Genomic DNA, 20413 nt, shown 5'->3' with positions numbered 1-20413 from the left:
CATGAAAACCCAAAGACTTCTTCCTGCACTTTTGTTTCTGGCATCACCGGTTCTTGCGGCCGACGAAGGCACAGCCGCAATCTGCGCCGAGGCCGAAGAACGTTATGTCGAATTGTTCGACCAACCATCGTCGGCCGTTGAGGACGCCGAAGTTGTGTTGATGTACAAATACAATTTCTGCCCTGCCGAACTGACGGTCAAAGCAGGAACCACGGTCCGCTGGGTGAACGTGGACAAACGCACCAGCCACAGCGTGCTGCTGAAAGACGGCAGCGAACCTGAAAGCGACCGGCTGTTTCCCGAGGAAACGGTTGATCTGACCTTCCTCACCCCGGGGCCGCAGGACTATCTGTGCGGTCCGCATTGGGAGACACAGAACATGATCGGAATGATCACAGTAGATCCCTGAGCAGAAGCAGACATACGGGCAGAAGTAAGGAGCGCGGATGCAAATCCCGCGCTCCTTAACTTATGTCAAGGAGGTTGAACCGTGAATGCGCCAACCTGCCGTCATGACACGCCCGGTTCACCCAGCAACGTCCCGTAATCACACTGGATTCGCGCAGGAAACACCGGGTTCCGACGACATTCAGGACAAGTGAGTTTGCACATGAGCGGTAAGGTTTTTCTAATTGGTGCCGGACCGGGTGATCCGGAGCTGATGACCCTGCGCGCCCTGCGGATGCTGCAACAGGCGGATGTGGTGGTCTATGATCGATTGGTTTCGGACGAAATCCTTGCCATGCACACCGAAGGGGCACGACTCATACCTGTCGGCAAAGCCCCGAAATGCCACACTGTCCCACAAGACCGCATCAACGAAATCCTGCTGGAAGAGGCCCGCGCTGGCCATACTGTGGCGCGCCTGAAAGGCGGCGACCCGATGATTTTTGGCCGCGGTTCGGAAGAGGCCGCCTATCTGATGGACCACGGCGTCGAGGTCGAATACGCGCCCGGAATTACAGCGGCACAAGGCGCGTCTTGTTCAACGGGCGTGCCACTGACCCATCGGGGCCTTGCGACCTCGGTCCAATATGTCACCGGGCACCGGCAGGCAGACAAGGTTCTAGATCTGGACTGGAAACGTCTGGCCGACCCGGATTCGACGCTGGTGGTTTATATGGGCGTTGCCAACATCGGTCAGATCGCAATGGGTCTGATGACCGAAAACTTGCCCGGATCGACCCCTGTTCTGGCGGTCGCCAAGGCAACCACCCGCGCAGAACGCCGCCTTGTTTCCCGGCTGGATCGGTTGGCTGCGGATGTGCGTCAGGCGGAACTTGCGGCCCCTACCCTGTTCATCATCGGTCAGGTCGTTTCGCTATATTCCGAGCGACCCGTGGCCGAGTTATTGGAACAGGCTCATGGCTAGGCTAGGTCGCCAAAATACCGCGCCGGCCCGCAATAATCCGCAGTCAGGATGGGCCGGGCGCACCGTTCTGACCATGGCCGTGCTGGTGGCAACCTCGGCAATTGCCGCCGATACGCTGGACCCCAACGCTCTGAAGCGGCTTGTCCATCAGGATTGCGGATCGTGCCACGGGTTGTCTTTGACGGGGGGCCTAGGCCCCGATTTGCGTGCGGGAACTCTTGCACATTACGACGCCGAAGTTCTGACCGGCGTCATCCTTGACGGAATCCCGGACACCGCGATGCCGCCCTGGCGCCCCTTGATCACAGAAGAAGAGGCCGAGTGGATCGCTCGTTACCTGCTGGAACCGGAGGCACAATGAAACAGCTCATCCTCGGCCTTGCCGCAACCCTTATGATGTCCACTGCGCAGGCGGAACCCACCGCCACCGGCGACCTCGGGCTGGTGATCGAACGGGCACAGGGTTCAGTCCTGCTGGTCGATCAATCCGAGCGCACGGCGCTGGCCCGGATCGAAGGCTTGGGCGATCTGTCCCATGCGTCGCTGGTCTATTCGCCCGACGAACGTTTCGCCTACGTGTTCGGCCGCGATGGAGGTCTGACCAAGGTCGACATTGTCACCCGCCAGATTGCCAATCGTGTTGTACAGGCGGGCAACGCCATCGGCGGCGCAATCTCTGACGATGGTACGCTGGTGGCAGTGTCCAACTATGAACCCGGCGGCGTGCGCGTGTTCGATGCCGATACGCTTGAAATGGTCGCAGACATTCCGACCGGCAGCAAAACCATCGGCCTGGTTGACGCGCCCGGTCGGCGGTTCGTGTTCACCATGTGGGACACGGGTGAGACCTGGATAGCCGATTTTTCCTCAGGTACGCCGGAAATCACCAAAATCCCCGATATGGGTGAAAACCCCTACGACGCTTTGATAACTTCAAATGGCCGGACCTATATCACCGGCCTGTTTGGCGAAGACGGCTTAACGGCGTTGGACCTCTGGGCTGACACCCCGCAACCCATCCGCGTGCTGCCCGATTACGGGCGCGGGCAAGAAGAGATGCCCGTCTACAAGATGCCCCATCTTGAAGGTTGGGCGCTGACCGGTCGTGAATTCGTTCTGCCCGCTGTTGGCCATCACGAGGTCTTGTGGATCAACGCCGATACCCTGACCGAGACCGGGCGTACCCAAACCCATGGCCAGCCGGTCTTTGCAATGGCGCGGCCCGACGGGCGGCAAGTCTGGGTCAACTTCGCCCACCCGCTGAACGATACGATCCAGGTCATCGACAGTGTCAGCAAGGACATCATCCACGAATTCAAACCCGGCCCCGCCGTACTGCATATGGAGTTCACGCCGCGCGGGCATGAGGTCTGGATCAGCGTCCGGGATGCCAACAAGGTCATGATCTACGACACGCAAACATTTGAAAAACTGCGTGAAATCGAAGCGGACAGCCCATCGGGCATCTTCTTCACCGCCCGCGCGCACAGAACAGGCCTGTAACCCATGTGCCATATCACCGACCCGATCGATCGCCACCTTCTGGATGATTTCCAGCGCAACTTTCCAGTCACCGAACGCCCTTTCCAAGTTGTGGCCGACACACTGAAGCTCAGCGAGGCCGATGTGATCGACCGGCTGGCCCGCATGCGGGCGGCAGGCCGGATCACGCGTGTCGGGGCGACCATCGCGCCCGGCGCGGTTTCCGCAAGCACGCTGGCTGCGGTTGCGGCACCTGAGCACCGCATTGAAAAGATTGCTGCCCTGATCGACGCGGAACCGGGCGTGAACCATAACTACCAGCGGGAAGATGATTGGAACCTCTGGTTCGTCGCCACCGGGCCGGATCGCGCACATGTCGACAACACGCTGGCCCGGATCAGAAAAAAAACCGGACTTCGCGTTCTCGACCTGCGGCTGGTGCGCCCCTTCAACGTAGATCTGGGGTTCCGCATGTCCGGTGGCGCGCGACGCGTTCCCAGCGCGCGTCGGATCGACCGGTCGGCCATGCAGGACGGTGACCGTGATTTGCTCCAGTCACTGAGCTCGGGCCTGTCACTTGTCGGTGACCCTTACGCGGCGCTGGCCCGGTCGCTGGGTCGAGAGCCCGAAGATGTAATGACGCGCATTCGCTGCCTGCACGAGGCGGGCATCATCTCGCGTTTGGGCGTCATCGTGCGTCACCGTGCACTCGGATGGTCTGCCAACGCGATGGTCGTCTGGGACCTTCCCGCCGATCAGATTGACACTGCTGGACCGGCCCTTGCGGCCCATCCCGGGATCACCCTGTGTTACGAACGCAATCCGGTCGAGGGGGTCTGGCCTTATCGGCTCTATTCCATGATCCACGCCCGCTCGCGGAGCGAAGCGTATGAGGTGCTGGCTGGCGCGACCGAGCTTCAGGAGCTGACCGGTGCGCGGCACAAGGTTCTGTTTTCGACCCGCTGCTTCAAACAGACCGGCGCGCTGATCCAACCGAAGGAGTCCGCCGCATGACACTCGACGCAATTGATCGCAGAATCCTGAACAGGATGCAGGACGACCTGCCATTGGTACCGAACCCCTACGCCGCCGTGGCAGACGCGTTGAGCATATCTGAAAGCGATTTGCTGAATCGCCTGTCCCGGATGAAGAAAGAGCGTGTGATTACCCGGTTTGGCCCGTTCTTCGACGCAGCCGCCATGGGGGGGGCTTTTTGCCTCTGTGCCATGGCTGTTGAACCCGAGAATTTCGAAGCCGTCCTAACCAAAGTCAATGCGCACCCCGAGGTGGCCCATAATTATGAACGCACGCACCGGCTGAACATGTGGTTCGTTCTGGCGACCGAAACACCTGAAGGGATTGCAACAGCGGCCGAGGCAATCGAAAGGGAAACCGGGATCGCCGTCCTGCAGTTCCCCAAACTACAGGAATTTTTCATAGGCTTCCGGGTGGCAGCATGATCGACGCAAAAGACAGAGAGATCATTGAGGCTTTGCAAGGCGGCCTGCCGCTGGTCCCTGCCCCCTATGCCAGTGTGGCCGAAACCCTGGGCATGGACGAAGACGCCTTGCTTTCTCGGCTTGCGGGTCTGAAATCGCGCGGGGTGATCCGCCGTATCGCTGCGGCACCCAACCACTACAAGCTGGGCATGACGTCGAACGGAATGACCGTGTGGGATGTGGACGACAACCGTGTTGCCGAACTGGGCGCAGAAATCGGCGCGCTGCCCTATGTTACGCACTGCTATGAACGCCCGCGCGCCCTGCCCGACTGGCCCTATAACCTTTTTGCCATGGTCCATGGTTCGGACCGGACCGAGGTCGAAGAAAAGCGGGCAGAAATCACGGCCATTCTGGGCGACGCCTGCCGCGCCAAAGACATCCTTTATTCTACACGCATCCTGAAAAAAACCGGGTTGCGCCTGAAATCCAAAGAGCAATTGAAAGGCTGAAACATGTTCCGCCTGACCGAATACATGCATCAATTGGTCAAACCGACACCGGTGCGCAAACGGCGTCCGGGTCCGGTGAAGCCGGTGGTGATCTGGAACCTGACACGGCGCTGCAACCTGAAGTGCCGCCATTGCTACACCGTCTCGGCGGATGTGGCCTTCCCGGGTGAGCTCAGCCACGAGCAAGCCATGGTTACCCTTGAGGATCTGGGCCAGTTTCGCGTCCCGGCCCTGATCCTCTCGGGTGGGGAGCCGCTGGACCGGTTCGACTTCTTCGACATCGCGAAACGCGCCCGCGATCTGGTGCCGATGCTGGCGCTGTCGACAAATGGAACGCGGATTTACGACGAAACCGCTGACATGATCGCCGATGTGGGGTTCAGCTATGTCGGCATCTCGCTGGACGGGATCGGGGCCACGAACGATTGGTTCCGTGGGGTCAAGGGTGCTTTTGCCGACGCCCTGCGCGGCGTACGTGAATGCAAGAAACGCGGCATCAAGGTTGGTCTGCGGTTTTGTCTGACTGAAGGGACCCAGCATCACCTGCCCGACCTGCTGAAACTGTGTGACGACGAGGGAGTGGACAAGTTTTACCTGTCCCACCTGGTCTATGCCGGACGTGGCGACAAGAACCGGGGGGAGGATGCCGAGCATCTGCGCACCCGCAAGGGATTGGACCTGTTGTTGGAGCGCGCATGGGAGGCGGCCTCTGGAGGGCGACCGCTGGATATCGTCACCGGCAACAACGACGCGGATGCTGGGTATTTTCTGAACTGGGTACGTTCGCGTTTCGATGCAGAGAAAGAGGCGCAAGTGCGCGAACATCTTGCCGCGTGGGGTGGCAACTCCAGCGGTCTGGGTGTTGCCAATATCGACAATCTCGGTCGCGTGCATCCCGACACTTATTGGTCCGACTACACGGTCGGCAACGTGAAGACAAAATCGTTCTCAGAGCTTTGGACCAGTGATGACCCGATGCTGGCCATGCTGCGCACTCGCCCCCGCCCGCTGAAGGGGCGCTGTGGCGCCTGTCAGCTGAAGGATGTGTGTGGCGGCAACACCCGCATTCGCGCCTTGCAACTGACCGGCGATCCCTGGGCCGAAGATCCGGCCTGCTATCTGTCAAATCAAGAAATCGGCGTGGACGACGCGGGCGAACGTCTGCAGGTCACGCCGTTCCGGGGGAAACGTCATGATCCGGCGCATCAGTTCTTTTGATAATGGGCGTTCTGTTCACCCAGCACCTGTGCGGGTGGTGAGTTCTGAAGCCTCCGGCGGGAGTATTTGTAAAAAGATGAAGATCGGGGTCTTGTGTTCGATCCTCAGTGTCGGGGCGGCATGGGCGGATGCGCCTTCAGACTATGCCGAGCATTGCGCATCGTGCCACGGTGAGAGCCGTCTGGGCGGTGTGGGTCCGGCGCTGATCCCCGAGACCTTGAAACGCATGCGCGGCCCCCGTGTTGCCGCAGTAATTGCCGAAGGGCGGGCGGCGACACAGATGCCGGGGTTTTCGCATGAGCTTGACGCCCTGCAGATCGAGGAATTGGCAGGTTGGCTGAAATCGCCGCTGGAGACCGACCCGGAATGGGGTGAGGCCGAGATTATGGCCAGCCGTGCTCTGGACGAGGATTACACATCGGTTGATGCCCCTGTCTGGGACAGTGACCCCATGAACATCACGCTGGTCGTTGAAACTGGCGATCACCATGTCAGCGTTCTGGATGGTGACACGTTCGAGGTTCTCGACCGGTTCGAGACACCCTTTGCCGTGCATGGCGGGCCAAAGTTCAGCCCCGACGGGCGATATGTCTTCATCATGTCGCGCGACGGCTGGGTGCAGAAGTATGACATCTGGGCGTTGAAACAGGTGGGTCGTGTGCGCGCCGGCCTGAACAGCCGTAACATCGCTATGTCAGGCGACGGCAAATGGGTGGCCGTGGCAAATTACCTGCCTAACACCCTGACCTTGTTGTCGACAGAGGATCTGTCGGTTGCCAAGGTCATCGAGATCAAAGGCAAGAAGGGCAAGGGCAGCCGTGTTTCGGCCGTGTATCAGGCTCCGCCGCGCGAGAGTTTTGTTCTGGCGCTGAAAGATGTGCCCGAGATATGGGAGGTCTTTTATGGCGCCAACCCGCCGCAATCCGGGCTGGGTCATGACTTCCGCATCGAAGGGCAGTTCAAGAACCCTGACCCCTTCCCGGTGCGCAAGATCACGACGCCGGACTACCTGGACGACTTCTTTTTCGATCAGAGCTACGAATACGTCATGGGTGCGTCCCGCGATGGTAAAGGCGGGCAGGTGATCGACCTGGTCATCGGTCAGAAAGTGGCCGATCTGGACCTGCCGGGGATGCCGCATCTGGGGTCGGGCATCACATGGCAGCACGGTGATACAACCGTGATGGCCACTCCACATTTGACCGATGGCACCGTGTCGGTGATCGACATGCAGACATGGGAAACCGTCAAGCGGATCAAGACCGAAGGGCCCGGGTTCTTCATGCGCAGCCATGAGAACTCACCCTACGTCTGGGCCGACGTGTTCTTTGGACCCAACAAGGACGCGATGCATGTCATCGACAAGCAAAGCCTTGAAATCATAAAGACTCTGCGACCTGCTCCGGGCGAAACCGTGGCCCACGTGGAATTTACCAAGGACGGCAGCCATGCGTTGGTTTCGATCTGGGAGGATGACGGCGCGGTGATCGTCTATGATGCGCAGACGCTGGAGGAAGTTCGCCGTCTGCCGATGCGCAAACCTTCGGGGAAATACAATGTCTGGAACAAGATCACCTTCTCGGAAGGCACCAGCCACTGAGGGCAGATGGTCGGTTTGGAAACTGGCCATACTGCTGTACCCGGCCACCGCACTGACCGTGGCCATCAACCTGTTTTTGCTTGGCCTGATCCTGCACAGCGCCGGGTTCGGCGCGATTGAACCAGTTCCGGCGATCCTTTGGTCGATTCCTTTAGGGATTCCAGCGACATGGCTGGCCGGGCGCTGGCTGCGCGGGTTGATGGACGAGGCCGATGAATAGGTGCAAAATTTCTCGGACCTGACCTAAGTCAAGTTTCTGCTTGAGAGAATCCCATAGGGTTCGGGAAAGAACGCCGAGTTGGATTCTCAATGCCCACCTTCCGCCCTCCGCATAACCTGTTTGATCGCGTGTCCCGCGCGGTGTGCGGTTTGGTGGGCATATTCCTGTTGCTGTTACAAATGCTTGGCCCGGCACTGGCGAGTTCCGGCGACAGCATGTGGATCGAGATCTGCTCGGAGGCCGGGGCGGTCTGGGTTGAGGTTGATCTGGAAGAAGATACCGACGACCCGACCGCGCCCTGTCCGAAATGCGCCGATTGTGCGCTTTGCGCGGTGACGACGGCAGCGCCGCTGCCAGACCTGCCGCTTGTCGCGCAGGCCGGAGATGTGTGGTTTGTACACGTTGCGAACCAGAGCCTGTGCGATTTGCACAGCCCGAAATGGCTATGGCCCGAAACCCGGGGTCCCCCGTATTTGACCAAAGAAGAATCTGAACGCGCCCTGCGCGCGTCCATGGCATCCACCCAAGTAATCGGAGGTGCGCCATGGTCGTAAGTCGCGCAATCCATTTCCTGCTGGCCTTCACCCTGTCCTGCCTGATGGCGATCAGCGCGCATGCCGACAGCCTCGCCAGCTTTCTGCCCGAAATTGCTCCTGCCGATCTGGTTCCAGAAGCCGATGCCTTTGGTCCGGTCCGCGATGACATACCCGTTGCCCCGGTTTTGAAGGGGGGCGAAACGGTTGCCTGGGCTTTCCTGACGTCTGACTTCGTCGGCACCACCGGTTATTCCGGCAAACCCATTCACGTGGTGGCGGCCATCGACAGTGACGCGGTTCTGACCGGTGTGAAACTGGTCAAACACTCGGAACCGATCGTTCTGATCGGCATCCCCAATTCGCGCATGGTCGAGCTGACCGAAGGCTATGCCGGCCTGGACCTCAAGCGTGAGGCCGAAACCGGCGGTGAAGGGCATGACCTGGACATCATCTCGGGCGCGACCGTGACGATCATGGTGATCGACGACAGCCTTGTGCGTGGTGGTATCAAAGTTGCGCGCGCGCTTGGACTGGGGGGGTTGTCTCCGGTAAAGGCCGATGGACCGAAACGCGAAGTCGACATGGCGCAGGATGCTGTTTTCGACTGGACGACACTTTCGGGCGACGGTTCGGTCCGGCGGATGACGCTGGATATCGGCCAGGTGAATGCCGCCTTCGAGGCCACCGGAGATCAGCGCGCCATCAGACGCCCCGAACCCGGCGAGCCCGATGATACCTTCATCGACATGCACGTGGCACTTGTTTCGGTGCCGTCCATCGGCAAGTCGCTGCTGGGTGAGGCTGAATACCAGAACCTGATCAACTGGCTGGACGAAGGCGAGCAGGCCATTCTGGTATTGGGGCGCGGCGCCTATAGTTTCAAAGGCTCGGGCTATGTGCGTGGCGGCATCTTTGACCGAATTCAATTGATCCAGGGTGACAGATCGGTCCGCTTTTTCGACCGTCAACAACGGCGATTGGGGGAAGTTGCAGCCCCTGACGCGCCCAGTTTTACCGAGCTGGACATCTTCAAGATCCCGGCCGACGCCGAGTTTGACCCCGCCGCACCCTTCCGCCTGCAACTGCTGGTGCAGCGCGCCGTGGGTGCGGTCGAAAAAACCTTTCTGACCTTCGACCTGGGCTACAAGTTGCCGGAACAGTACCTGCTGCCTGTCGCGGCCCCCGTTGTTGTCGATGATGCCACCGGCGAGGCCGCTGCCAAGGCTGCGCTGTGGAAACGCATCTGGAAGGACCGCACCGTTGAGATCGGCGTTCTTATCGTCATGCTGCTGGTGCTGACCGCGACTTTCTTCTTCCAGTTCCACGCCACCATGAACGCGCGCGTCTTTTACTGGTTCCGCATCGGATATCTGACCATGACCCTGTTTTTCATCGGCTGGTACGCCAATGCGCAGTTGAGCGTGGTGAATCTGATGGCGCTGGCCGGAAGCCTGCGGACGGGGTTTTCCTGGGACGCGTTCCTGCTGGACCCGCTGGTCTTCATTCAGTGGTTCGCTGTCGCCGCTGCGCTGCTGTTCTGGGGGCGCGGGGCCTATTGCGGCTGGCTGTGCCCGTTTGGTGCGCTGCAAGAGCTGACAAACAAGATCGCGCGCGCGTTGAAGGTCCCGCAATGGACCCTGCCCTGGGGCCTGAACGAACGGCTTTGGCCTGCGAAGTACATGATCTTCCTCGTTCTCTTCGGCATCAGCTTTGTCTCGATCCCGCTGGCCGAGAAATACGCCGAGGTCGAGCCGTTCAAGACCGCGATCATTCTGAAATTCATGCGTGACTGGCCCTTTGTGGTCTTTGCGCTGGCCCTGCTGGGGATCGGGCTGTTCATCGAACGGTTCTACTGCCGCTACCTCTGCCCGCTGGGCGGAGCGCTGGCGATCCCTGCCCGTATCCGCATGTTTGACTGGCTGCGCCGCTACCCCGATTGCGGCAGCCCCTGTCAGACCTGCGCCAACGAATGCCCCGTTCAGGCGATCCACCCCACAGGTGAGATCAACCCGAACGAGTGCGTCACCTGTCTGCATTGCCAGGTGCTCTATCAGTCCGAGACGAAATGTCCCGTCGTTATCCGCCAGCTAAAACGGCGGGCCAAGACAGGGTCGGTCAACCTCAAGACCCCTCTCGGACAACCACCGGCGAACCATCCGAACGCCAAACCGCAATCCGTTTCCTAAAAAAGGAGGAACGATCATGTCGGACAATGAAAACAAACTGAACATCACACGCCGCGGGATGCTGGGGGCAACCGCCACCGGCGCGGTGATTGCCGGGACCGGCCTGGGCTCGACCCTGATGACGGCCAAGCAAGCCAGTGCTGCCGCCAATGCCGCGCTGGAACCGGGCGAACTGGACGAGTATTACGGCTTCTGGTCTTCGGGCCAGACCGGTGAACTGCGCATTATGGGCGTGCCGTCCATGCGCGAACTGATGCGGGTTCCGGTGTTCAACCGCTGCTCGGCCACGGGCTGGGGTCAGACCAACGAGTCACTGAAAATCCTGACCGAGGGCCTGCTGCCCGAAACCAAGGAATTCCTGGCCGCAAACGGCAAGGTGACTTACGACAACGGCGACCTGCACCACCCGCACATGTCCTTCACCGATGGCACCTATGACGGCCGCTATCTGTTCATGAACGACAAGGCCAACACCCGCGTGGCCCGCGTGCGCTGTGACGTGATGAAATGCGACAAGATCATCGAGATCCCGAACGCGCACGACATCCACGGCCTGCGTCCGCAGAAATACCCGCGCACCGGCTACGTCTTTGCCAATGGTGAGCATGAAGCGCCGCTGGTGAATGATGGTCAGATCCTCGACGATCCGTCGCAATACGTGAACATCTTCACCGCCATCGACGGTGACACGATGGAGATCGCGTGGCAGGTGATGGTGTCGGGCAACCTCGACAACACTGACTGCGACTATCAGGGCAAATACGCCTTCTCGACCTCGTACAACTCGGAAATGGGTATGAACCTGGCCGAGATGACCGAGAACGAGCTGGACCACGTGGTCGTATTCAACCTCAAGGGCATCGAAGAGGCGGTGGCCGCCGGGAACTATCAGGAACTGAACGGCGTCAAGGTCGTGGACGGACGCAAAGAGGCAGGTGGCAACCTGACCCGCTATATCCCGATCCCGAACTCGCCGCACGGTGTGAACGCCGCGCCCGACAAGAAGCACATCATGATCAACGGTAAGCTGTCGCCGACCGTGTCCGTGATCGATGTGGAGAAAGTCGACGCGCTGTTTGCTGACAATGCCGATCCGCGTTCCGCTATCGTTGCTGAGCCGCAGTTGGGCCTTGGCCCGCTTCACACCGCGTTCGACGGCAAGGGCAATGCCTATACAACCCTGTTCCTGGACAGTCAGGTGGTGAAATGGGATATCGCCAAGGCCATCGAAGCCTATGCAGGTGCGGACGTCGATCCGATTGTCGACAAGGTGGATGTGCATTATCAGCCCGGCCACAACTCGACCTCGATGGGCGAAACCGCCGAGGCGGACGGCAAGTGGCTGATTTCGATGAATAAGTTCTCGAAAGACCGCTTCCTGAACGTGGGTCCGCTGAAGCCGGAAAACGAGCAGCTGATCGACATCTCGGGCGACAAGATGAAAGTGGTCCACGACGGCCCGACATTTGCGGAGCCGCACGACTCGATCATCGTGCACCGGTCGAAAGTGAACCCGGTCAACGTCTGGGATCGCAATGACCCGATGTGGGAAGATGCGCGCCAGCAGGCCGCGGCAGACGGTGTCGATCTGGAGGAAGGAGCCGAAGAACCCATCCGTGACGGCAACAAGGTCCGCGTTTACATGACCTCGACCGCGCCCGTCTTCAGCATGGAGAAGTTCACGGTCAAGCAGGGCGATGAAGTCACCATCTATGTCACCAACCTGGATGACGTGGATGATGTGACCCACGGTCTGTGCCTGTCGAACTTCGGCGTCGCGATGGAGATCGCACCTCAGGCCACCGCCTCGGTCACCTTCATTGCCGACCGTCCGGGCGTGCACTGGTATTACTGCCAGTGGTTCTGCCACGCGCTGCACATGGAAATGCGCGGCCGGATGTTTGTTGAGCCGCGGAGCGCATAACGATGCGTTGGTCCCTGCTCATACCGCTCCTGCTCGGCTCGCCCCTTTGGGCGGCGGACTGGGATGTGCCCAACCGGGCGGGGGCCATCAACGAAACACTGGCGCAGGCGGCGGATGGAGACACCCTCCGCCTGAGCCCCGGCGTTTACTTTGAAACGCTGGTTCTGGACCGGCCCGTTACCCTCGACGGGCAGGGCCAGGCCACCATCGACGGGCAAGGCGACGGCAGCGTCATTACCGTGACCGGGCCGGGCGTAACGGTACGCGGGCTGACGGTGGTCGGCTCGGGTTCTGACCATGACGGAATCGACAGTGGCATCCAGCTGACCAAAACGGCCAATGCGCCAGTGGTCGAGGATAACGTATTGCTGGGCAATCTCTATGGCGTCGACATTCACGGGGCCAAGCACAGCATCGTGCGTGGTAACCGGATCGAAGGGCGTTTGGACCAGCGGATGAACGACCGTGGCAATGGAGTCTACGTCTGGAACGCGCCGGGCGCGCGGGTGGAAGACAACGACATTCGCTACGGCCGCGACGGAATCTTTGTGAACTCGTCCAAGAAGAACACCTTCACGGGCAATTTGTTCCGCGATCTGCGGTTTGCGGTGCACTACATGTATGCCGACAATTCGGTGGTCAGCGACAACGTCTCAATCGGGAACGATCTGGGCTATGCGGTGATGTTCACGACCAATGTGACCGTCGCCAACAATGTCTCGATCGGTGACCGGGAACATGGCGTGATGCTGAACTACGCCAACAAGAGCACCATCACAGGAAACGTGGTGAAAGGTGCGAAAGAGAAATGCACCTTCCTCTATAACTCCAACAAGAACGAATTCACCGACAACTGGTTCCAGGGTTGCGGCATCGGCATCCACTTTACCGCCGGGTCCGAGCGCAATCGGATCGTCGGAAACGCCTTTGTCGGTAACCGGACCCAAGTGAAATACGTTTCGACCAAATGGGTCGAGTGGTCAGAAGAAGGGCGCGGCAATTACTGGTCCGATTTCGCCGCGTATGATGTGGATGGCAACGGTATCGCCGATGCCCCCTATCGCCCTAATGACTCGATGGACCATGTGCTGTGGACCCAACCCGCAGCCAAAATGCTGCTCGGCTCGCCTGCCGTGCAGTTGGTGCGCTGGTCCCAATCTGCATTCCCGGCCCTGCTGCCGGGCGGCGTGATGGACAGCAATCCATTGATGCAAGCCCCTGAACCCCCAGCAATGAAAAAGGTGCCTCATGACGGATAAGGCCCTGTCAATCGACCATGTACTTAAGGACCGGGGAAAAACCCGCGTTCTTGACGATATCAACCTGTCTCTTGCCACCGGTCAGCGCGTCGCGTTGCTGGGCCATAACGGCGCGGGCAAGTCGACCCTGATCAAATCCATCCTCGGCCTGACGCCGATCCATGGCGGGGCTATCCGGATCGGAGACGCCACCCCCGGCAGCGCACAAGCGCGGCGCGAGACGGCCTATCTGCCCGAAGCGGTCTCCTTCCACCCGGCCCTGACCGGACGCGAGCAACTGACCCTGTTTGCAAAGCTGTCCGGAGCCAAAGCCGATGTGCCCGGTCTGCTGGAACGCGTCGGCCTGAGTGATGCACTCGACCGTCGGATCGGCACCTATTCCAAAGGGATGCGGCAGCGCCTGGGTCTGGCTCAGGTTCTTCTGGGCAGGCCGAAAGTGGCCCTCTTGGACGAACCGACCTCGGGGCTGGACCCGATTTCTCGGCAGGATCTCTACGCCATCATTGATGAACTGGCAGCGCAAGGCACAGCGGTCCTGATTGCGTCCCACGCGCTGACCGAGGTCGAGGCGCGTACCGACCGCATTGCCATCATGCGCAAGGGCCGGATGGTGGCCGACGATACGCTGACCAACCTGTCCGCCCTGGCGGGACTTCCGATACGCCTGCGGGTCCGCGCCAGCGCCAACCCCGAAGCGCTTGCCGCCGAACTGGGCGGCAACCGGATCAACGGAGCATCCGTTGAGTTGCTCTGTACACCTGATGACAAGATGGAGGCCCTGCGCCGCATCGCCGGGCTGGGCGACGCGGTGGCGGATGTGGAAATGACCCCACCCAAGCTGGAAGACCTCTATCGCCATTATGCACAGGAGGAGAGGCTATGACCCGCTTCCTCGCAATCACCCGCACCGAGATGCTGATCCTGCGCCGCAACCGCTGGCTGCTGGTGGCAACATTGATCATGGTGCTGTTCGCGCTGGCCCTTACATTTGCAGGCAGCGCCCCGACCGGCACGCTGGGCGTTGACATGCTGACCGTCTCGGTCGCCTCGATGACAACGCTTTCGGTCTATCTGGCACCGCTGCTGGCGCTGATGATCTCGTTCGACGCTATCGCGGGGGATGTGGACCGGGGCAGCCTGTCGCTGTTGCTGTCCTACCCGGCGGGGCGCGGAGAAATCCTGTTGGGCAAGTTCACCGCCCATCTGGCCGCCCTGGCCTTTGCCATGACCGTCGGTTTCGGAACCGCCGGCGCGGTCGCCGCCTTCTTTGGTGGCGCAGGCCCGGAAAGCCTGATGGCGCTGGCGCGCCTCATCCTTACATCCATCCTTCTGGGCGCTGTCTTTCTGGCGCTGGGATACCTGCTGTCCGCCCTGGCAAAGGGGTCCACGGCGGCGGCAGGTCTGTCGGCCGGGCTATGGCTGGTATTTGTCGTCCTTTATGATCTGGGCCTGTTGGGGGCCGTCGTCATGGACAAGGGCGGCACCTTCACCCAATCCGTCTTTCCATGGGTGATGGTGGCCAACCCGGCCGACGCATTCCGTCTGTGGAACATCGCCGCGACCGAAGGCGTCGCCATGGCGTCCGGTATGACCGGTGCAGCGCAGGCCCTGCCCGTCTGGGCCGCACCCGCGTCGCTGCTGCTCTGGCCGTTGATCGGTTTTGCCCTTGCCCGTGCGGCATTCCGGAGGGTCGAGCCGTGAAACGCCTGTGCCTGATTGCGCTGATTGCTCTGGCCGCCTGCAAGGAAGAGGTCGCTGTCGTCCCCGAACCAGTCGACCTGACCCCGGATGCGCTGAGTTTCTTCTGCCAGATGAACATCGCCGAACATGGTGGACCCAAGGGCCAGATTCATCTGAATGGCTACCCAGCGCCGCTGTTTTTTGCGCAGGTGCGCGACATGGTGGCCTATCTGAAAAGCCCTGAACGCGATGCCAAGATCACCGCCGTCTATGTCAGTGACATGGGCATCGCGACAAACTGGCGGCAACCCGGTATTTCCAACTGGATCGCCGCCGATGGCGCGACTTTCGTGGTCGGGGCCAACGTCGCCGGTGGCATGGGCGCACGCGAAGTTGTTCCTTTTGGTGATCCCGCCGACGCCGATGACTTTATCAATCGGTATGGTGGCACCGCCCTGCCCCTGTCCGACATCCCGGCTGACGAGGTTCTGGGGCCCGTCGATCTGGACCTGAATCTGGAGACCCCCGTATGACCGTTTTGTCCCGTCGCCGTTTCCTGTCGATTTCCGCGGCTTGCATGGCCTTGCCCGCCGGAGCCAAGGCAGCCCCAGTCGCCCATTGGCGTGGCACCGCACTGGGCGCGCGTGCCAGCCTGCAATTGTCCGGTCTGACCGATGACGAGGCCCGTCCTGTGATCTCTGCCATCGAGGCGGAACTGCACAGGCTTGAGAACATTTTCAGCCTCTATCGCCCGGATTCCGAGTTGAGCAGGCTGAACCGTGATGGGATGTTGACCGCTCCCGCGCCGGAGTTGCTGAACGTGCTCAGCCTGTGTTCGGCACTGCATGACGCATCGGATGGGGCGTTTGATCCGAGTGTTCAACCTCTGTGGCTTGCCTTGGCCTCTGGTGCCGATGAAAGCGTGATCAGCTCGGCCCGGCAATTGGTCGGCTGGCACCAAGTCACAGTGACGGCAGATCATATTCTTCTGCCACAACCCGGTGTGTCGGCTCTGACCCTGAACGGAATAGCGCAGGGGGCGATAACAGATCGTATTGCCGATCTGTTGCGGTCCATGGGCCTTGGGAACGTTTTGGTGGACATGGGCGAGATCGCAGCCATAGGCGCCAACGCGGATGGCCGCCACTGGCGTGTCGGGTTGGCCGGGCCAGACGGTGCGGTTCTGAAACGGATCGGGATCAGCGACCGGGCGGTTGCCACTTCTGCACCCGGAGGTTCGATGCTGATGCGCGGTCAGGGCCACATCCTGAGCCCGGACGACAGCAAGCCCTTGCACCAGGCCGTCTCGGTCTCTGCCCCCCGAGCGGCGATTGCAGATGGTCTTTCCACAGCCCTTTGTCTGATCCCAAAGACGCGGGTTGATACCGTGCTGGACCGCTTTCCCGGCAGTCGGATCGAGATGATGATCTGATCACAACTTTTGATTGTGGCACAAAAGTTTTGGCAAAGGGCCGAAGGTGTTGTACCACTGTGAGAGTGGATGTTTCGCTGGCAAACAAGCAGATACTTCGGCAACCGCTCTTGGGCGTGTCTGCCTTGTTTTTGCAAGCCGGAGAAACGGTTCCGAAAAAACATGATCTGGATCAACTCCGGTCTTGTGAAAATGCGCTAGCAAGCGAATCCGGGCAGGATCACCTGCCCCCAGAAACGCAGGTCAGCAACGCATGAGTCAGCCAACCAGCAGACGCGCTTTTCTCAGTGGGCGCATGCTCCGCGAAAACCCCGGTGCCATCAGGCCTCCGGGCGCGGTGGAAAGCAGGTTTCTGGACCTGTGCACCGCCTGCGGTGATTGTCTGGACGCCTGCCCCGAAGATGTCATCACGCTCAGCGCGGGTGGATACCCGACGCTGCGGATGACGGACGGTGCGTGCACGTTCTGCGGCGATTGCGTGGAGGCCTGCCAGACGGGCGCCCTGATCGCTGATCGCATGGCCGACTGGCCCTGGCGCGCATCTATCGTCGCCAGCGCTTGCCTGTCACTGAACGGGATCAGTTGCCGCATTTGCCAGGACAGTTGCGATGAAGGCTCGATCCGGTTCAAGCTGATGCCTGGCGGCAAGGCGGAACCGGTTCTGAATACCGAGACCTGCACCGGATGCGGCGGCTGCGCCACGTCCTGCCCCGCCGACGCGGTCAGATTTGAACGCCCTGCAACCTTACACCCGGAGACACTGCAATGAATATCTGCGGTTGCCTTGTTCACGTTGCCCCGGACAGCACCGGCACAGCGCGCCAGGTCATGGAAGACACGCCGGGGGTCGAGGTTCACGCCGCAACCGACGACGGCCGCTTTGTCGTTGTCGTAGAAGATACGCCCGCACGTATGGCGTCCGAGATCATCATGGATCTGCACCAGATCCCCGGAGTGATCTCTTTGACGCTGACCTATCACCATTTCGAGGATCTCGCGGAAAGCTATCCGCGTCCTGATGCCCCAAGCCAACCGACCAGCAGGAGGCCCATGCAATGACCATCTCTGAATCTCGCCGGACTTTTCTAAAAGCTTCAGCCGCGGCAGCCACTGCTTCGGCCGCAGGTATTCCAATGGCCGCCGGACAGGCCAATGCCCAGGTGGCAACGCCTGATATTCGCTGGGACAAGGCGGCCTGCCGGTTTTGCGGAACAGGCTGTTCGGTTCTGATCGGCACCAAGGATGGCCGCGTCGTGGCCACGCAAGGTGACCCGGACGCGCCGGTCAACCGGGGCCTGAACTGCATCAAGGGATATTTCCTGTCCAAGATCATGTACGGCAATGACCGCCTGACAACTCCGCTGCTGCGCAAGTCAAACGGCGAATATGACAAGAACGGCGAATTCGAGCCGGTCAGCTGGGACGAAGCCTTCGACGTGATGGCCGCCAAGTGGAAAGAAGCGCTGGCCAAGAAAGGTCCGACCAGTGTCGGCATGTTCGGTTCCGGTCAGTGGACGGTCTGGGAAGGCTATGCCGCCGCCAAGCTGATGAAGGCCGGGTTCCGGTCGAACAACATCGACCCGAATGCGCGGCACTGCATGGCCTCGGCCGTTGTGGGTTTCATGCGCACCTTCGGTATCGACGAACCGATGGGCTGCTATGACGATCTGGAGCACGCGGATACCTTCGTGCTGTGGGGGTCGAACATGGCCGAGATGCACCCGATCCTGTGGTCGCGCCTGACCGATACGCGCCTGACCAAGCCGGGGTGCGAGGTACATGTTCTGTCGACATTCGAACACCGCTCGTTCGAGCTGGCCGACAACGGCATGGTGTTCAACCCGCAGACCGACCTGGTGATCCTGAACTACATCGCTAACTACATCATCCAGAACGGCGCGGTGAACGAGGAATTCGTCAAGAACCACGTCAACATCACCAAGACTGCCACCGATATCGGCTATGGTCTGCGCGACAACCACCCGCTGCAGCAAGAGGCAGCGAACCCCAATGTCGGCAAGATGGAACCGATCAGCTTCGAGGAATATGCCGAAGCGGTGTCGGAATACACGCTGGAATACACCGAGGAACTGTCCGGTGTGCCCGCCGAAAAGCTTGAGAAGCTGGCCCAGCAATATGCCGATCCGAACCGCAAGGTCATGAGCCTGTGGACCATGGGGTTCAACCAGCATACCCGTGGGTCGTGGGTGAACTCGCTGATGTACAACGTGCACCTGCTGGTTGGTAAGATTTCCGAACCCGGCAACTCGCCCTTCTCGCTGACCGGTCAGCCCTCGGCCTGTGGTACGGCGCGCGAGGTCGGCACCTTTGCCCACCGTCTGCCCGCCGACATGGTGGTGACAAATGACAAGCACCGCGAAATCTGCGAGACCGCATGGAACGTGCCTGCGGGCACCATCCCGCCCAAACCGGGCTTCCACGCTGTGCTGCAGAACCGCAAGTTGAAGGATGGCGATCTGAACGCCTATTGGGTGCAGTGCAACAACAACATGCAGGCCGCGCCGAATATCAACGAAGAAGGGTACCCCGGCTATCGCAACCCGGAAAACTTCATTACCGTGTCGGACCCCTACCCAACCGTAACCGCCCTGTCCGCCGACCTGATCCTGCCCACCGCCATGTGGGTCGAGAAGGAAGGCGCCTATGGCAACGCCGAGCGCCGCACCCAGTTCTGGCGACAGCAGGTCAAGGCCCCGGGTGAGGCCAAGTCCGACCTGTGGCAGCTGATGGAATTCGCGAAACGCTTCACCGTCGAGGAGGTCTGGGGCGAGGAACTGCTGGCTGCCATGCCGGAACATCGCGGCAAGACCATGTATGACGTGCTGTATGCCAACGGCAAGATCGACCAGTACCCGCTGTCGGAAACTGCCGAAGGTTTCGACAACGATGATGCCGAGCATTTCGGATACTACGTCCAGAAGGGTCTGTTCGAGGAATATGCCGATTTCGGACGTGGCCATGCCCACGATCTGGCACCATTCGAAATGTACCATCAAGCGCGCGGCATGCGCTGGCCGGTCGTGGACGGCAAGGAAACGCTCTATCGTTTCCGCGAAGGCTATGACCCGTATGTGCCCGAAGGCGCAGGCGTGAAGTTCTATGGTAAGCCTGACGGCAAGGCGAGTATCATCTTTGCGCCGTATGAACCCGCCCCTGAGGAGCCGGATGCGGAATACGACCTGTGGCTGTGCACCGGTCGCGTGCTGGAGCACTGGCATTCCGGCTCGATGACCCGCCGGGTGCCCGAACTGCACCGCGCCTATCCGGCGGCCGTGGTCTACATGCATCCGCAGGATGCCAAGGATCGGGGTCTGCGCCGTGGTCAGGAGATCGTTCTGTCCACCCGTCGCGGCGAAGTCACAAGCCGGGTCGAGACCCGCGGGCGCAACAAGGTTCCACGTGGTCTGGTCTTCATGCCGTGGTTCGACGAGGGCCAGCTGACCAACAAGCTGACGCTGGACGCGACCTGCCCGCTTTCGAAGGAGACCGACTTCAAGAAATGCGCCTGCAAGGTCGAGCGCGCGTAACCGGC

21 protein-coding genes are annotated in these 20413 nt (G+C 60.6%); all 21 read left to right on the top strand.

Annotated elements, in window-relative coordinates:
• Nucleotide 1 precedes the first annotated feature (1 nt).
• Entirely contained in the window at nt 2–409 is a 408-nt protein-coding gene (locus ACR1XU_RS18415) for a cupredoxin domain-containing protein (protein WP_480907942.1), read from the top strand.
• 201 nt (nt 410–610) lie between these two features.
• Entirely contained in the window at nt 611–1372 is a 762-nt protein-coding gene (cobA, locus tag ACR1XU_RS18410; protein ID WP_480813155.1) for a uroporphyrinogen-III C-methyltransferase, read from the top strand.
• Between the two features lie 73 nt (nt 1373–1445).
• Nucleotides 1446–1733 (top strand): c-type cytochrome, encoded by a 288-nt coding sequence (locus ACR1XU_RS18405; protein WP_480907999.1) that lies wholly within the window; start codon nt 1446–1448, stop codon nt 1731–1733.
• A complete protein-coding gene (locus tag ACR1XU_RS18400) occupies nt 1730–2875 on the top strand; it encodes a cytochrome D1 domain-containing protein (RefSeq protein WP_480907939.1) in 1146 nt (381 codons plus the stop codon). The genes ACR1XU_RS18405 and ACR1XU_RS18400 overlap by 4 nt, the downstream gene beginning before the upstream one ends.
• Nucleotides 2876–2878: 3 nt before the next feature.
• On the top strand, nt 2879–3868 hold the full coding sequence (gene ahbB / locus ACR1XU_RS18395) for a siroheme decarboxylase subunit beta (RefSeq protein WP_170614001.1): 990 nt from the start codon (nt 2879–2881) through the stop codon (nt 3866–3868).
• Nucleotides 3865–4314, top strand: a complete 450-nt coding sequence (locus ACR1XU_RS18390) for an Lrp/AsnC family transcriptional regulator (protein WP_170614002.1) — start codon at nt 3865–3867, stop codon at nt 4312–4314. Before ahbB (ACR1XU_RS18395) ends, ACR1XU_RS18390 begins: the two co-directional genes overlap by 4 nt.
• Nucleotides 4311–4805, top strand: coding sequence for a siroheme decarboxylase subunit beta (gene ahbB / locus ACR1XU_RS18385; protein WP_170614003.1), 495 nt, complete (start codon nt 4311–4313; stop codon nt 4803–4805). The genes ACR1XU_RS18390 and ahbB (ACR1XU_RS18385) overlap by 4 nt, the downstream gene beginning before the upstream one ends.
• Nucleotides 4806–4808: 3 nt before the next feature.
• Nucleotides 4809–6023, top strand: coding sequence for a heme d1 biosynthesis radical SAM protein NirJ (gene nirJ, locus ACR1XU_RS18380; RefSeq protein ID WP_480907937.1), 1215 nt, complete (start codon nt 4809–4811; stop codon nt 6021–6023).
• Between the two features lie 76 nt (nt 6024–6099).
• On the top strand, nt 6100–7623 hold the full coding sequence (locus ACR1XU_RS18375) for a cytochrome D1 domain-containing protein (protein WP_480907935.1): 1524 nt from the start codon (nt 6100–6102) through the stop codon (nt 7621–7623).
• On the top strand, nt 7580–7843 hold the full coding sequence (locus ACR1XU_RS18370; protein WP_170614006.1) for a hypothetical protein: 264 nt from the start codon (nt 7580–7582) through the stop codon (nt 7841–7843). Before ACR1XU_RS18375 ends, ACR1XU_RS18370 begins: the two co-directional genes overlap by 44 nt.
• 89 nt (nt 7844–7932) lie before the next feature.
• Nucleotides 7933–8397 (top strand): DUF2946 family protein, encoded by a 465-nt coding sequence (locus tag ACR1XU_RS18365; protein WP_480907933.1) that lies wholly within the window; start codon nt 7933–7935, stop codon nt 8395–8397.
• On the top strand, nt 8388–10565 hold the full coding sequence (locus ACR1XU_RS18360) for a 4Fe-4S binding protein (RefSeq protein WP_480907931.1): 2178 nt from the start codon (nt 8388–8390) through the stop codon (nt 10563–10565). The genes ACR1XU_RS18365 and ACR1XU_RS18360 overlap by 10 nt, the downstream gene beginning before the upstream one ends.
• Before the next feature lie 16 nt (nt 10566–10581).
• Entirely contained in the window at nt 10582–12489 is a 1908-nt protein-coding gene (nosZ, locus tag ACR1XU_RS18355) for a TAT-dependent nitrous-oxide reductase (RefSeq protein ID WP_480524492.1), read from the top strand.
• A gap of 2 nt (nt 12490–12491) precedes the next feature.
• On the top strand, nt 12492–13748 hold the full coding sequence (locus ACR1XU_RS18350) for a nitrous oxide reductase family maturation protein NosD (RefSeq protein ID WP_480907928.1): 1257 nt from the start codon (nt 12492–12494) through the stop codon (nt 13746–13748).
• Nucleotides 13738–14631 carry an ABC transporter ATP-binding protein gene (locus tag ACR1XU_RS18345; protein WP_480907926.1) on the top strand — a complete coding sequence of 298 codons (894 nt, stop codon included), beginning with the start codon at nt 13738–13740 and terminating at the stop codon, nt 14629–14631. Before ACR1XU_RS18350 ends, ACR1XU_RS18345 begins: the two co-directional genes overlap by 11 nt.
• Nucleotides 14628–15449, top strand: coding sequence for an ABC transporter permease (locus ACR1XU_RS18340; RefSeq protein WP_480907924.1), 822 nt, complete (start codon nt 14628–14630; stop codon nt 15447–15449). The genes ACR1XU_RS18345 and ACR1XU_RS18340 overlap by 4 nt, the downstream gene beginning before the upstream one ends.
• Nucleotides 15446–15961 carry a nitrous oxide reductase accessory protein NosL gene (locus tag ACR1XU_RS18335; protein WP_480907922.1) on the top strand — a complete coding sequence of 172 codons (516 nt, stop codon included), beginning with the start codon at nt 15446–15448 and terminating at the stop codon, nt 15959–15961. The genes ACR1XU_RS18340 and ACR1XU_RS18335 overlap by 4 nt, the downstream gene beginning before the upstream one ends.
• Entirely contained in the window at nt 15958–16860 is a 903-nt protein-coding gene (locus ACR1XU_RS18330; protein WP_480907920.1) for an FAD:protein FMN transferase, read from the top strand. Before ACR1XU_RS18335 ends, ACR1XU_RS18330 begins: the two co-directional genes overlap by 4 nt.
• A gap of 253 nt (nt 16861–17113) precedes the next feature.
• Nucleotides 17114–17629 (top strand): ferredoxin-type protein NapF, encoded by a 516-nt coding sequence (gene napF, locus ACR1XU_RS18325; protein WP_480907918.1) that lies wholly within the window; start codon nt 17114–17116, stop codon nt 17627–17629.
• Nucleotides 17626–17919, top strand: coding sequence for a chaperone NapD (locus ACR1XU_RS18320; protein WP_170614015.1), 294 nt, complete (start codon nt 17626–17628; stop codon nt 17917–17919). The genes napF and ACR1XU_RS18320 overlap by 4 nt, the downstream gene beginning before the upstream one ends.
• Nucleotides 17916–20408, top strand: coding sequence for a nitrate reductase catalytic subunit NapA (napA, locus tag ACR1XU_RS18315; RefSeq protein WP_480907916.1), 2493 nt, complete (start codon nt 17916–17918; stop codon nt 20406–20408). Before ACR1XU_RS18320 ends, napA begins: the two co-directional genes overlap by 4 nt.
• Nucleotides 20409–20413 lie beyond the last annotated feature (5 nt).

The sequence above is a fragment of the Ruegeria sp. D1(2025) genome (assembly GCF_056536425.1).
This window is presented reverse-complemented; position numbering and strand designations above follow the sequence as displayed.

What these genes read in the sequence shown, in the direction of transcription:
- ACR1XU_RS18415 (WP_480907942.1), top strand. Translation starts at nt 2, where the DNA reads ATGAAAACCCAAAGACTTCTTCCTGCACTTTTGTTTCTGGCATCACCG.
- cobA (WP_480813155.1), top strand. Translation starts at nt 611, where the DNA reads ATGAGCGGTAAGGTTTTTCTAATTGGTGCCGGACCGGGTGATCCGGAG.
- ACR1XU_RS18405 (WP_480907999.1), top strand. Translation starts at nt 1,446, where the DNA reads ATGGCCGTGCTGGTGGCAACCTCGGCAATTGCCGCCGATACGCTGGAC.
- ACR1XU_RS18400 (WP_480907939.1), top strand. Translation starts at nt 1,730, where the DNA reads ATGAAACAGCTCATCCTCGGCCTTGCCGCAACCCTTATGATGTCCACT.
- ahbB (WP_170614001.1), top strand. Translation starts at nt 2,879, where the DNA reads ATGTGCCATATCACCGACCCGATCGATCGCCACCTTCTGGATGATTTC.
- ACR1XU_RS18390 (WP_170614002.1), top strand. Translation starts at nt 3,865, where the DNA reads ATGACACTCGACGCAATTGATCGCAGAATCCTGAACAGGATGCAGGAC.
- ahbB (WP_170614003.1), top strand. Translation starts at nt 4,311, where the DNA reads ATGATCGACGCAAAAGACAGAGAGATCATTGAGGCTTTGCAAGGCGGC.
- nirJ (WP_480907937.1), top strand. Translation starts at nt 4,809, where the DNA reads ATGTTCCGCCTGACCGAATACATGCATCAATTGGTCAAACCGACACCG.
- ACR1XU_RS18375 (WP_480907935.1), top strand. Translation starts at nt 6,100, where the DNA reads ATGAAGATCGGGGTCTTGTGTTCGATCCTCAGTGTCGGGGCGGCATGG.
- ACR1XU_RS18370 (WP_170614006.1), top strand. Translation starts at nt 7,580, where the DNA reads ATGTCTGGAACAAGATCACCTTCTCGGAAGGCACCAGCCACTGAGGGC.
- ACR1XU_RS18365 (WP_480907933.1), top strand. Translation starts at nt 7,933, where the DNA reads ATGCCCACCTTCCGCCCTCCGCATAACCTGTTTGATCGCGTGTCCCGC.
- ACR1XU_RS18360 (WP_480907931.1), top strand. Translation starts at nt 8,388, where the DNA reads ATGGTCGTAAGTCGCGCAATCCATTTCCTGCTGGCCTTCACCCTGTCC.
- nosZ (WP_480524492.1), top strand. Translation starts at nt 10,582, where the DNA reads ATGTCGGACAATGAAAACAAACTGAACATCACACGCCGCGGGATGCTG.
- ACR1XU_RS18350 (WP_480907928.1), top strand. Translation starts at nt 12,492, where the DNA reads ATGCGTTGGTCCCTGCTCATACCGCTCCTGCTCGGCTCGCCCCTTTGG.
- ACR1XU_RS18345 (WP_480907926.1), top strand. Translation starts at nt 13,738, where the DNA reads ATGACGGATAAGGCCCTGTCAATCGACCATGTACTTAAGGACCGGGGA.
- ACR1XU_RS18340 (WP_480907924.1), top strand. Translation starts at nt 14,628, where the DNA reads ATGACCCGCTTCCTCGCAATCACCCGCACCGAGATGCTGATCCTGCGC.
- ACR1XU_RS18330 (WP_480907920.1), top strand. Translation starts at nt 15,958, where the DNA reads ATGACCGTTTTGTCCCGTCGCCGTTTCCTGTCGATTTCCGCGGCTTGC.
- napF (WP_480907918.1), top strand. Translation starts at nt 17,114, where the DNA reads ATGAGTCAGCCAACCAGCAGACGCGCTTTTCTCAGTGGGCGCATGCTC.
- ACR1XU_RS18320 (WP_170614015.1), top strand. Translation starts at nt 17,626, where the DNA reads ATGAATATCTGCGGTTGCCTTGTTCACGTTGCCCCGGACAGCACCGGC.
- napA (WP_480907916.1), top strand. Translation starts at nt 17,916, where the DNA reads ATGACCATCTCTGAATCTCGCCGGACTTTTCTAAAAGCTTCAGCCGCG.